The sequence below is a fragment of the Variovorax sp. CF079 genome, assembly GCF_900101545.1.
Taxonomy (GTDB): domain Bacteria; phylum Pseudomonadota; class Gammaproteobacteria; order Burkholderiales; family Burkholderiaceae_C; genus Variovorax.
This window is the reverse complement of sequence record NZ_FMZU01000035.1, coordinates 1-11,546: the sequence shown is the minus strand read 5'-3', so window position 1 is coordinate 11,546 and position 11,546 is coordinate 1. Positions and strand designations below refer to the sequence as shown.

The 11,546-nt window shown below is 65.7% G+C and carries 11 protein-coding genes and 1 pseudogene; 11 read left to right on the top strand and 1 reads right to left on the bottom strand.

Translation table 11 applies throughout. The annotated features are described in order from the left end of the window. Positions 1-7 precede the first annotated feature (7 nt). From BLS74_RS31885 to BLS74_RS31865, 5 genes and pseudogenes are all read left to right on the top strand, one after another. Positions 8-1,495 (top strand): FGGY family carbohydrate kinase, encoded by a 1,488-nt coding sequence (locus BLS74_RS31885; RefSeq protein ID WP_093111759.1) that lies wholly within the window; start codon positions 8-10, stop codon positions 1,493-1,495. Next, positions 1,492-3,255: a glycerol-3-phosphate dehydrogenase/oxidase gene (locus BLS74_RS31880; protein ID WP_093111757.1), complete on the top strand. Its 1,764-nt coding sequence runs from the start codon at positions 1,492-1,494 to the stop codon at positions 3,253-3,255. The genes BLS74_RS31885 and BLS74_RS31880 overlap by 4 nt, the downstream gene beginning before the upstream one ends. 1 nt (position 3,256) lies before the next feature. Beyond that, positions 3,257-4,015 (top strand): GntR family transcriptional regulator, encoded by a 759-nt coding sequence (locus BLS74_RS31875; protein ID WP_093111755.1) that lies wholly within the window; start codon positions 3,257-3,259, stop codon positions 4,013-4,015. 297 nt (positions 4,016-4,312) lie between these two features. Then, a pseudogene (locus BLS74_RS31870) lies at positions 4,313-4,510 on the top strand (hypothetical protein); the annotation flags it as partial. 56 nt (positions 4,511-4,566) lie between these two features. Beyond that, positions 4,567-5,274, top strand: a complete 708-nt coding sequence (locus tag BLS74_RS31865) for an autoinducer binding domain-containing protein (protein WP_093111818.1) — start codon at positions 4,567-4,569, stop codon at positions 5,272-5,274. Positions 5,275-5,280: 6 nt separating this feature from the next. Here BLS74_RS31865 and BLS74_RS31860 read toward each other — a convergent pair whose 3' ends face one another. Beyond that, a complete protein-coding gene (locus BLS74_RS31860; protein WP_170855789.1) occupies positions 5,281-5,904 on the bottom strand; it encodes an acyl-homoserine-lactone synthase in 624 nt (207 codons plus the stop codon). Between the two features lie 307 nt (positions 5,905-6,211). On the opposite strand from BLS74_RS31860, the gene BLS74_RS31855 reads away from it, so the two are divergent. The 6 genes from BLS74_RS31855 to BLS74_RS31830 all read left to right on the top strand — a co-directional run bounded on the left by BLS74_RS31855 (position 6,212) and on the right by BLS74_RS31830 (position 11,496). Beyond that, positions 6,212-7,159 carry a Bug family tripartite tricarboxylate transporter substrate binding protein gene (locus BLS74_RS31855; RefSeq protein ID WP_093111753.1) on the top strand — a complete coding sequence of 316 codons (948 nt, stop codon included), beginning with the start codon at positions 6,212-6,214 and terminating at the stop codon, positions 7,157-7,159. Continuing rightward, on the top strand, positions 7,156-7,530 hold the full coding sequence (locus tag BLS74_RS31850) for a chorismate mutase (protein ID WP_093111751.1): 375 nt from the start codon (positions 7,156-7,158) through the stop codon (positions 7,528-7,530). The genes BLS74_RS31855 and BLS74_RS31850 overlap by 4 nt, the downstream gene beginning before the upstream one ends. Before the next feature lie 233 nt (positions 7,531-7,763). Then, the gene (locus tag BLS74_RS31845) at positions 7,764-8,312 is read left to right on the top strand and encodes a helix-turn-helix domain-containing protein (RefSeq protein WP_244504121.1); all 549 of its coding nucleotides are present in this window, start codon (positions 7,764-7,766) and stop codon (positions 8,310-8,312) included. Positions 8,313-8,337: 25 nt separating this feature from the next. After that, positions 8,338-8,943 carry a type 2 periplasmic-binding domain-containing protein gene (locus BLS74_RS31840; protein WP_093111747.1) on the top strand — a complete coding sequence of 202 codons (606 nt, stop codon included), beginning with the start codon at positions 8,338-8,340 and terminating at the stop codon, positions 8,941-8,943. Positions 8,944-9,519: 576 nt separating this feature from the next. Next, the gene (locus BLS74_RS31835; protein ID WP_093111745.1) at positions 9,520-10,914 is read left to right on the top strand and encodes an NAD(P)-binding protein; all 1,395 of its coding nucleotides are present in this window, start codon (positions 9,520-9,522) and stop codon (positions 10,912-10,914) included. Positions 10,915-11,052: 138 nt separating this feature from the next. Further along, a complete protein-coding gene (locus BLS74_RS31830) occupies positions 11,053-11,496 on the top strand; it encodes a helix-turn-helix domain-containing protein (RefSeq protein ID WP_093111743.1) in 444 nt (147 codons plus the stop codon). Positions 11,497-11,546 lie beyond the last annotated feature (50 nt).

The window sequence follows — 11,546 nt, the reverse complement described above, 5'->3', positions numbered from 1 at the left end:
TTATGACATGAAGCCAAACATACTGATCGGCATCGACATGGGCTCGAGCAGCCTGAAAACGCTGGCCCTCGAAGCCGGAAGCGGCCGAACCGTCGCCTTGTCCCGAATGCCCTTGCCGCACGACCGGCTGCCCGGAGGCGGCTGCGAGGTGGGCGCCGCAGCGATCCGCACCGCGCTGACCCACGTGCTGCGCGATGTTGCCCACCAGCTCGGCCCGCGCGCGGCCGAGGTTCGCGCCATGGCATGCACCGGCCATGGCGCCGGCCTCTATGCGCTCGATGCCAGCAACGAACTCGTGGGTGGCCGCGCCGTCGCATCGACCGACCAGCGCGCCGATGCCCGTGCGCGCGAGCTGTCGGCGAGCCACGGTGCGCGGCTGTTCGAGGACGTGGGCTGCGGCCCGTGGCCCGGGCAGCCGACGGTGATCGCCGCCGAGCTGCTGGGCGCCGATGCCGTGCGGCGCGGCGAACTGCGCCGTCTGCTGTTCGCCAAGGACTACCTCGGCTTCCTGCTGACCGGCGAGATCGCCACCGATGCCAGCGATGCGAGCACCGCCGGCCTGGTGTCGCTGGCCACCGGCGGCTGGTCGCAGGCGGCCTTCGATGCATCGGGCCTTGCGGGCCTCGGGCCGCGCGCCTTCGGCCCCATCGTGCCGAGCGGCACCGTGATCGGAAAGCTATTGCCCTGCGAGGCTGCGCTGTGCGGATTGCCTGCGGGCATTCCCGTCGCGATGGGCGCCATCGACCTGCTCGCCTCGATGACCGCGATCTGCGCGGAAGGCCGCGGCCGCGCGGTGTCGGTCTTCGGCACATGGTGCGTGAACGCGGTCATCGGGCCGGAGATCGAGCCCAAGCCCGCTGTCGCTGCCATCGTGAACTTCGGCCGCAAGAACGAGCGGCTCTACATGGAGAACAGCCCCTCATCGATGGCCAACATCGCCTGGCTGGCCGGCGTGCTCGCGCTGCCCGATGCGCGCGCGGTCGTCGACCTTGCCATGACGGTGCCGCTGGGCGCCAACGGCCTGCGCTTCCTGCCCTTCGTCAACGGCGGCGGTGGCGTGACGGCGGGCTTCGTGGGCCTCAAGAGCCACCACACGCGCTCGGACATGGCACGCGCCGTGGTCGATGCCGTGGCGGCTCTGCATGCGCGGCACACGGCGCGCCTCGCGGCGGGCGGCCTCGCCGTTTCGGCATCGACGGTGCTGGGCGGCGGTGCGAGCGATGCGCGCCTCGTGCACCTGCTCGCCGCCTTTCTGGGGCGCCCGGTCGAGCGCTGCGCTGACGACGAGACCGGCGCACGCGGCGCCGCGCTCTATGCCGCCATGTCGCAGGGCCTCGACGACGCGGCGCAGGGCAGTGCCTTGCTCGCGCCCTGTGACGTCATCGAACCCGATGCAAGGGACGCACGCGCCCATGCGGATTTCAACGCCGATTTCAAGGAACTGATCGACAGCATGTCACCTGTCTTCACCCACATCGCGGGCGGTGCGCAATGAGCGCATGGCAACTGCCCTTCGTGCGCCCGGCCTCTATGTCGGGCCGCCATTTCTCGACGGTGATCGTCGGCGCCGGCATCAACGGCGTCGGCGTATTCCGAGACCTCTCGCTGCAGCGCGTAGACTGCCTGATCGTCGACAAGGGCGACTTCGGCGCCGGCGCCAGCAGCGCGCCCTCGCGCATGATCCATGGTGGCCTGCGCTACCTGGAGAACGGCAGCTTCTCGCTCGTGGCCGAAGCCACCCGCGAGCGCAACCTGCTGCTGCGCAATGCGCCGCACCTGGTGCGCCCGCTCAAGACCGTCGTGCCGCTCGCCAACTTCTTCGGCGGCCTGATGAGCAGCGCGCTCAAGTTCTTCGGTCGCACGCCGCCGCAGCGCACACGCGGCCTGCTGGCCGTGGCGCTGGGCCTGCGGCTCTATGACCTGCTGGGGCGCCGCCAGCGCGTGATGCCGGGGCACCGGATCAGCCGCGTGGCCTCGACGGACCGCAGCCTGTTCCGCGCGGCGATACGCTGGACCGCGACCTTCTTCGATGCGTGGATCAGCCACCCCGAATGGCTCATCCTCGAGTTGATCGCCGATGCCTGCCGCGACCAGCCGCGCTCCGCGGCCGCGAACTACTGCCGCGTGGTGGGCTGCGTGGGCAACATCCTCACGCTGCGCGACGAGATCACCGGCGCGCACGTGCGCGTCACCGCCGACACCGTCGTGAACGCCACGGGTGCCTGGCTCGACCGCAGTGCGGCGGTGCTCGGTGGTGCTGGCCCGCGCGTGATGGGCACGAAGGGCTCGCACCTCGTGCTCGACCATCCGGCGCTACGCGATGCGCTCGACGGCCGCATGGCCTACTTCGAGGCGGTGGACGGGCGGGTGTGCATCGTCTACCCGTTCTTCGATCGCGTGCTCGTGGGCTCCACCGACATCCCGATCGAAGACCCGGACCAGATCGTCACCGAGTCCGCCGAAGTCGACTATCTGATCGATGTGCTGCGCGAGGTTTTTCCGAACATGACCTTCGGGCGCGACGACGTGGTCTACACATTTGTCGGCGTGCGGCCGCTCGCGCGTTCGGATGCCGACAAGCCAGGGCAGGTCTCGCGCGACCATTCGGTGGTCGTCGACCTGCCGAACGCCACACGCGACATTCCCATCGTCGGTCTCGTCGGCGGCAAGTGGACCACTTTCCGTTCGCTGGCCGAAGAAGCGACCACCGAAGTGCTGCAGCAGCTGGGTCGCTCGCGCACGGCCTCGACCGAGCTGCTGCCCATCGGTGGCGGCGCGGATCTGCCCGCCGATGCGCCGGCAACCGAACGCTTCATCGAACGGATGATGGCCGCCTCCGGCATGGGCCGCACGCGCGCGCTGAATCTGCTGAGCCGCTATGGCTCGAAGGCGCTGCCGCTGGCACAGCGCCTTGCGGCGTCGGGTGACGTGCCGCTGCGACACGCGCCCGATTACTCGGCCGCTGAACTGTCCTACCTGTGTCTCGAAACCGGTGTGGTGCATCTCGACGACCTCGTGATTCGCCGCACGCTGCTGGCCATTCGAGGCCTTGTCACCGATGCCGCGCTCGCCGAGATCGCCGGCGTCGCGGCGGAAGCGCTGGGCTGGGATACAGTGCGCGCGCACAACGAACTGCGTGCCTGCGCGACCGCTCTGCGGGAGCGCCATGGCGTTCGACTCCAGGCGGTGGCTCCCGACGCGGAACCCGCCTTCGATGCATCATTGATGACCAGCTCAGCCCTCGGCCAATCTTAAAGTGAACAGTTCCAACGACATGTCGAGCGTGCTCGACCGCACATCCGAATCACCGCTGTGGGCGCAGTTCCGCGACGCGATCCGCCTGCAGATCCTGCAGGGCGTCCTGCCCATCGGCGCCAAGCTGCCTTCCGAGGCGGAGCTCGGCGACCAGTTCGGTATTTCGCGCATCGTGGTGCGCGAAGCCCTGGCCGACCTGGTGCGCAACAACCTGATCTACAAGATCAAGGGCCGCGGCGCCTTCGTGTCGGCGCGCGAGCGAGACGAGGATTTCGTCTCGACCGTGCTGGGCTTCTCCGACGAAATGGAACGCAAGGGCCGCTCGGTGCGCACGCAGATCCTCACGCAGGAGCTGCGCGCGCCCACCGAGCAGGAGGCCGCCGCTCTGGGCCTCACCGGAGACAACGCTCAGGTCGTTGCGCTCAAGCGCCTGCGCAGTGTCGATGGCGAGCTGCGCCTGCTGGTCGAGACGGTGGTGCCGGCGGACCTGGCACCGGGGCTGCACCGCACGCGGCTGGACGATCGCTCGCTCTACGACGTGTTGCGCCGGCAGTACGGCCTGCGCCTGGTGCGTGCCGAACGCTGGATCGATGCGGTGCTGCCCGATGCGGCGACCTGCGAACTGCTCGCCCTGCCGCAACCCGAGCCGCTGCTGCGCATCGAGTCGATTGCCTACGGTGCGAACGGCCGGCCGCTGGAGCACTACCGCGCGCTGCACCGCTGCAAGACGAGCCGCCTGCACGTGCAGACGACGGCCTGACATGGCCACGGCATCGAGAAACTCGCGCTTGCGCGCCTTTCTCGTCGACAGGTTCAGGCACAAATGAAATCCTGAACTCGCCCGATGTCATCGAGCGGCTTGAGAAGCAGACCATCGCCCCGCTAGGCGGCACACCAGCCGACATGGGCAAGTTCTTTGAAGCGGAACTGCGTTTCTGGAAAGACGCCGCAAGGGCGGCGAAGGTTCCGCCGAGTCAGCAACCTCGAATTCAGGAAGGAGACATCATGAGGATCCGCGCTTCTGTCAAACGGCTCGTCGACTACAACGTTGGGATGTGCGTCAAGAGGGATGGCAGGCATGAAGGACTCCAAGGTGATCGTGGCAACCAACAAGGACGAAGAGGCGTCGATCGTCAGCGTGGCCGATTGCGGCCTGGTTGCCGACCTTTTCACGGCCGTGCGGGAACCGGTCAAGACGCTTTTGCGGCGCCCGAGGCGGCGCGCAACGACTTTGTCTGATAGTTTCAAGTCATAACTATTGGCGCACGGCCGCTGCATTCGCCGCAGATCCTGGACATGGCGAGGGCTGTCATGAAGGCATGGACGGAAGATCTTGTTACGGGCATCAGTCGCGCGCATGGTGTGGACGACCTGTTCGCCCAAATCTGCAAAAGCGCCAGGAGTCTTGGCTTTGAGCGCTGCGCATACGGCTTGCGACGGCCCTCGCCTTTTACGCGGCCAAGAATATTCCTGCTGAACGACTATGACCCGCGTTGGCGTCGTCGCTACGAGGAGGCCGGCTACCTTGCGGTCGATCCCACGGTGCTTCACGCAACCAGGAGCCTGACGCCAATCGTGTGGTCCGATGCGCTCTTCTGCGAGACGCCGGCGCTATGGGCCGAAGCGAGATCCTTCGGCCTGTGCGTCGGCTGGGCGCAATCGTGCTTCGACGCGGACGGTTCGGTGGGGTTGCTGTCCTTGTCGAGATCACACGAACGGCTGACGGAGAAGGAGCTCCGCGCGAAGGACATGCCTCTGCGTTGGCTGGTAAACGTCGCGCAGATATCGCTTTCTTCCGCGCTCACGGCCATTGCGTCTGGCGAGCCTCCTCGCTTGACCCGGCGCGAGAGGGAGGTCATGCAGTGGACGGCAGACGGGAAGACTTCCCTCGAAGTCGGGGACATCCTTGGAATCTCGGTCGACACGGTCAACTTCCACGTCAATAACGTGCTCGTGAAGCTCGGGACCGCGAACAAGACCGCCGCTGTTGCACGCCTGGCCGTGCGCTTGTTTCACTGAATTCACCTATGCGTCCCTCTTGGTCGAACTGGCGTCCGACTGTTGAGAGTGCAACGGGCGCCCCCCGCTGCCCGGGATGTCGGTGTATATCCAGCAGGCAAAGACCTGCTGTTCGCCGACGAACCGCGGCGCTGCCGCGCGGCTTGCACTGATGCGATATCGCCGCAGAAGACGTTCGATCCCGAGTGGAGAAACCGTGATGAGTCGGCCCACCCCGGCGCCGGCGGCCGCCGACATTGCGGCCCGCAGCAAAGCCACCGCCAATGGCGACGAGTATCGACCATCTGCGTGCGGATCGATCGAATCGAGATCCACCGCAGCGAATCTCGACAACTCCCAGATGTCCGGAGATCGCGGGACTTCCGCGTCCCCCATCAGCTCGGGAAAGACCTCGCCGAGCAGGTACGGCCGTTCGGTCGGCAGCAGCCGTGCCGTGCCAACCAGCGTGATAGCGTCGCGCAGCGCTACCAGATAAAGGGTGTCGGGCCGATCGAACTGGTCGTATTCCATTCCTTCGGGCGAAGGTAGCGGCCAGCCCAGGCGCTCGACAAAGACTTTGTGCCGGTAGCGCGCCATCCGGGCCATCAGTTCGGCGCCTAGGCTGATGGGCGTGCCCGCCAGAATTTCCACTTTCTGATCCCGTTGAATGTCATGAGGCCATTCCAGCGGAGCGCGCCGGCGTCGGAAACTACATGATCTGGCAGGTTGCCAACCGGCGGCGGGTTTGACCTGTACCACACCCGATTTGCGCGGGATGCAAGGCTCCCGGGAGGGACGTACGGCGGCCCACCCTTGCGTCGCATGCAAGCGTTGAAAGCGCACTCAAAGCGGGAAATGATCGGCGCAACGAATCGAACTCAGGTGACCTTCCTTGCGACCGACTCCTTCTCTCCTCCGCTTCCTGCGCAGCTTTCTGGGTGCGCTTGTTCTTGTTGCGATGGCCAGCGGCTCCGGCGCGCAAACTGCCGCCAAGCCCGAGCCTGCCGACAAGTGGCCGACCAAGCCCCTGCGCATCATCGTGGGCTTCGGCGGCGGGTCTTCGCCGGACCTGGTCGCCCGAACGCTGGCCGAGCCGCTGTCCCGAGCGCTGGGGCAGCCCGTGATTGTGGAGAACCATCCTGGCGCGAGCGGGAACATCGCCGCCAACCTGGTGGCCAAGGCCGCTGATCAGCACACGATCGGCATGCTGATCAACGGCAACATGACGATTGCCAAGCTGGTGACGCCTTCCACTCCCTACGATCCGCTCACGGACCTCGCCCCCATCAGCCTGATCTGCACCGCGCCGCTGCTGCTGACGGCGCACGTCGATGCGCCGGGGCGGGACGCGCGCGACTTCTTCGCCGCTGCGCGCACTGCAGGCAACCGCTGGAGCTACGGCACGCCAGGCATCGGCACGGTGGGTCATCTGGCCATGGAATTGCTCAAGACCCGTTCGGGCATCGCACCGATCCACGTGCCCTACCAGGGCAACCCGCAGGTCATCAGCGGACTGATCGGACGCGACATCCAGCTCGCACTGCTTCCGCCTGGCCTGGGCGCGGCTCAGGTTCATGCCGGCAAGCTGCGCGCCATCGGCGTGACCTCGGCGACCCGCAGTGCGCTGGTGCCGGAATTTCCGAGCCTCGAAGAGGCGGGCATCCACGGGTTCCAGATCGAGATCTGGACCGCCGCCGCCGCGCCGGCCACGCTGCCCAAACCCATCATTGCCCGGCTGTCGGCGCTGCTCAGCGAGATCACGCGCTCTCCCGAGGTGAGGCAGAAGCTGTTCCAGCAGGGCTACCAGGCGGTTGGCACGACAGCCGAAGGCTTGGCCAGCCGAATCAAATCGGACACGGACCTTTTGCGCGGCATCATCGTGGCGCAGGGTGTGAGGGCGGAATGAACACCTCGCCTCTACCCACAACACCGTGCCAACCCGCCGGTAATCCCCATGAGGTCCTCGAAAGGCTGCGTGACGAACTCGACGTGATCGACAAGGCATTGCTGGCGGCCATCCGCGACCGCCTCGCGTGTTGCCGCCAGATCGGTCTTCACAAGAAGCGCAATGGAATACCCATGATGCAGGCTGGCCGAATTGGAGTCGTCCAGCAGCGTGCATCGTTGTTCGCCCAGCAACACGGACTCAACGGGGAGTTCTTGCGGCAGCTCTACGAACTCATCATCGAGGAGGCATGCCGGCTCGAAGACGCCATCATTCAGTCCGACGGCAGCGATCTGGACCAACGCATCGTTGTAGCCGTGAAGCAAAGCTGAGGCGGGTTGAGCGTCAACTTCTTGTCTCCGGACTCGGGTTCGACCATTCGAGTGGCAGGTGTCGTGTGTCTTGGTCGGCGCCAGGTGAGGGCCACGCTGCAGTGGAGGCGGATGCCATGAGAAGAAAGTCCCCGGCGTCGCCGCTCCCGACGACGAGAAGAACAAGCATCCCGATTGCGCTGTCACCCCAACGCGGCATCCCCGCTCCCGCCCGCAGCAGGTCTGCCTCGCGACTGGGCGAGCAGATCAGGGCGTTGCGCGTTGCCTCCGGTGCCTCGGGGGGAGAGCTCGCGCGAACCTGCGGTATCTCCCGCTCGATGCTCTCGCGCGTTGAGCGTGGCCTGGTGTCTCCATCTGTCGAAACGCTGGATCGCATCGCCCACGGGCTGGACGTTCCGCTCTCGCGCTTCTTCTGCGAGCCGGGGAGCCGCTCGGACATGTCGTTCGTGCCGGCCGGCCAGGGCATCGTCGTCGAGCGCCTCGGCGCCGGGACGGACTGCCGCCACGCGTTGCTGGGTCACGTTCTGTCAGGCAATCTGCTCGTGGAGCCTCATTTCGTCACGCTGCTGCCGGACGCGCAGCCGCACGCCGGTACTCAACACGCTGGCTTGAAGTTCCTGTACATGATGTCCGGGCGCGTGCGCTACCAGTACGGCACCAGGCTGCTTGAACTTGGCAAGGGCGACGCCTTGCTCTTCGAGGCCGGTGCGCTCCATGGTGTCGAAGCAATCATCGAGGCACCGGCATGCTACCTGGCGATCATCCTGACCCTTCGCGACTAGACTGCCGCAGCACCGCTTCAAATTCATGTCCACCTTCGTCACCCTGGGTCCGCCGAACAGCAACCATGATTTCGTGCTGCGGCGCTATCTGAGGGCGCACGGCCTGCTGGATCTTGAGCGCGTTCGCATCGAGCTTGTCGATGACTTCCACCAAGGTGCCCGGATGTTGATCGATGGTCGCGCGGACTTCATGTTGCAGTGCGCCGTGCACCCGTCGGCGGCTGAGATCACCGGGGCTTTCCGGCGGCAGGTGTTCGTGGTCGACGCGTTCATCTCGCGCAGCAGGCCCATGTCGCTACTAATGGCGCAGGATCACGACGCTGGGCAGTTGCCGCGCCGCGTAGGGCTACAGCCCGCCACGCGAGAATATGCCGACCTGTCCCGGTGGTCGGAGGCCGTGCTTGAACCTACGGTCACGGCCGTGGGCGAGGGCCTGCTGGCGAAGAAGTACGAGGCCGGCATTGCGTTCTCTTCGCTGCTCGAAGAGTACCCAGGGAGATTCCAGGTCCTGGAGGACGTCGGTGCCATCTGCGATGCGTGGGTGGTGTTCGGGACAGCGGCCGTGGATAAGGGCAAAGCTGTAGTGTGGACGGACAGCCCGGTGGCGCGTCTGTATCGCGACGCGGCCTAGCGTACCGGGCGCGCGTTGCCCCGGACCAACTCTCCCCAGCATTTGGTCGACCATCTTGATGGCATCGACCGCCTTCACAAAACCGTGCTGCAACAAAGCCAGATTGATCACCGACGTCGCGACCGTCGATGGCGAACCGGTGCGGGAGCGACTCGCGCTGACAATGGAGCCGGTTGGCCTGCGGCTTCGGCTGCGCGCCCGGGCGCACTGAGAGCCGAGGGCGGCTCGACGATCCCGCAGTCGGTAACAACTCAGCATAGACCGACCTGCGCTGCGATGGAACACGCTCCCTCTGGAAGTGAGGGGTCCTTTTAGGAGTTCGTCTGCCAGAACGTCCGCACTGCCAGCGGTTGCGGTCTTTCCTGTCCGCCACCGGAACTCACGGACTCATCCCCTGCGGTCGTCCACTACCGCGCCGATCGGAACGAAAACGACGAACAAGCAATGAAAGGGGGATGCGGCGCTGGAATGCGAAGGTCCTCGCATGTACAAGCATTGACGACCGGTTGTGCTCGCAGTCGAATCGAGGTTTTCCGGCGGCTCTAACCCCCGGAAGCAAATGGAAGGAGGCGGCATATGGCTCCTCAGGCTTTGGAGACTGACTACCTGGTGGTCGGCAGCGGCGCAGCCGGTATGGCGTTCACCGACTCGCTCGTCAGCGAAACCGACGCCCAGATCGTGATGGTGGACCGCCGCTCGGCGCCCGGGGGACACTGGAACGACACCTACCCTTTCGTTCGCCTGCATCAGCCGTCGCTCTACTATGGCGTGAACTCAACACCACTCGGCAGCGACGCCATCGAACTGCGCGGGCCCGAGGCGGGCCAATACGAGCGAACGAGGGGCTCCGAGATTCGCGCGTACTACGCGCGTGTCATGGAAAAGCGATTGACCGCTTCAGGCCGGGTCCGCTTCTTCCCGAATTGCGAATACGTCGGCAAGCAGCGCTTCGTGTCGCGCCTGTCGGGCGCTACGTTCGACGTCAAAGTGCGCAGAAAGCTGGTCGACGCCAACTATCTCTCGCCATCGATTCCCGCGCTCACTCCCGCGCCGTTCGGCGTTGGCGACGGCGTGTCCGTGATTCCAGTCCACCGCCTCGTCGATGTCGTCGACAAGCCTGACCGCTACGTCATCGTCGGTGCCGGCAAAACCGCCCTCGACGCCTGCGTCTGGCTCCTTAGGAACGGTGTCGAGCCGGGCGACATCCAATGGGTGAAGCCACGCGAAACGTGGCTGCAGAACCGCAGCTACACGCAGCCCGGCGAGCTCGTTGGCACTTTGCTCGAAGGCATCTCGTTGCAGATGGAAGCTGCCGCCCAGGCAACCTCGATCGACGATCTCATCGACCGGCTGGAAGCGGCTGCACAGATGCGGCGAGTCGACCGCAGCGTGCGACCGACGATGTACAAGGGCGCGACCATCGGCGACTGGGAGATCGACCTGCTCCGGCGCATCGAGGATGTCATCCGCCTCGGCCACGTCCGCAGCATCGAACGCGACCGCATCCTGCTGGAGCGGGGCAGCGTCGCGACCAGTCCCCGGCACCTGCACGTGCACTGCGCGGCGCAGGGCGTGCGGTATCCGCCTGCGTTGCCGATCTTTGCGGCGGACCGCATCACATTGCAGCCGGTGCGCATGGGCCTCATTCCCTTCAACGCAGCGCTGGTGGGGTTCGTCGAGGCACGCCGCGACGACGACGCGGAGAAAAATCGTCTGTGCCCTACCAACCCATTTGCGAACACGCCGCTCGACTGGGCTCGCGGAACGCTGGTCCAGATGGGAGCCGATCGCGCCTGGTCGAAGGAGCCCGACCTCCAGGCCTGGCTCGAACGCTCGCGACTGAACCCGATGCGCGGACTGCGCGCTCATGCTGACGAAGAACGGGTGCAGCGGGCATCACAGAGATTCGCCGCCAACGTTGGGCCCGGCCTCAAGCGGCTTGCAGCGATCGTTGGGCAGACTGCAGCATAGACGCGCCCGAAGACGCGGCCCCCGCGCCCCGCAAACGCGGTCGTTCGGAACAGTGTTGCCTTGCTAGTATATCAACACGTAAATAACGGAACATGAATACACTCCGTCTATCCCCGTTGGGGTTACGAAGGAGTGCTCATGCGCCAGACCGAACTGCACTTGACCGAGAAGGATCGGGCGGTCATCGACGAGATTCGAAGCAAGGGAATCCATCATTCGCGCGAAGTGAACCGGGCGCACGCACTGTCGTGCCTGGATCGCGGTGTTCCCGAGGCGCAGATCATGGACGTGCTGGGGATCGGACGCACGGCGCTGTGGCGCACTCGGTCGGCATATCTGCAAGGGGGCGTCGATCTCGCCGTGTTCGACGTTGCACGCTCAGGTCGACCGCGACAGTACGACACCGATGCCGAGGCGCGAGTGACGGCGCTGGCATGCTCGGCTCCACCCGAGGGTCGCCAGCGCTGGACGATCGTCGAACTCGAACGTGCCGCGCGCCAGGAATTGGGCCTTGGCAACGTCAGTCGGGAAACCGTACGGCGCATGCTCAAAAAAACGATCTCAAGCCCTGGCGACGGCTGATGTGGTGCATCGGCACGCTCACCGAAGAGTACCGCTGCCGCATGTACAAC

Coding starts and splice junctions, on each gene's coding strand:
- BLS74_RS31885 (WP_093111759.1), top strand. CDS start 8: ATGAAGCCAAACATACTGATCGGCATCGACATGGGCTCGAGCAGCCTG.
- BLS74_RS31880 (WP_093111757.1), top strand. CDS start 1,492: ATGAGCGCATGGCAACTGCCCTTCGTGCGCCCGGCCTCTATGTCGGGC.
- BLS74_RS31865 (WP_093111818.1), top strand. CDS start 4,567: ATGAAGGCATGGACGGAAGATCTTGTTACGGGCATCAGTCGCGCGCAT.
- BLS74_RS31855 (WP_093111753.1), top strand. CDS start 6,212: ATGGCCAGCGGCTCCGGCGCGCAAACTGCCGCCAAGCCCGAGCCTGCC.
- BLS74_RS31850 (WP_093111751.1), top strand. CDS start 7,156: ATGAACACCTCGCCTCTACCCACAACACCGTGCCAACCCGCCGGTAAT.
- BLS74_RS31840 (WP_093111747.1), top strand. CDS start 8,338: ATGTCCACCTTCGTCACCCTGGGTCCGCCGAACAGCAACCATGATTTC.
- BLS74_RS31835 (WP_093111745.1), top strand. CDS start 9,520: ATGGCTCCTCAGGCTTTGGAGACTGACTACCTGGTGGTCGGCAGCGGC.
- BLS74_RS31830 (WP_093111743.1), top strand. CDS start 11,053: ATGCGCCAGACCGAACTGCACTTGACCGAGAAGGATCGGGCGGTCATC.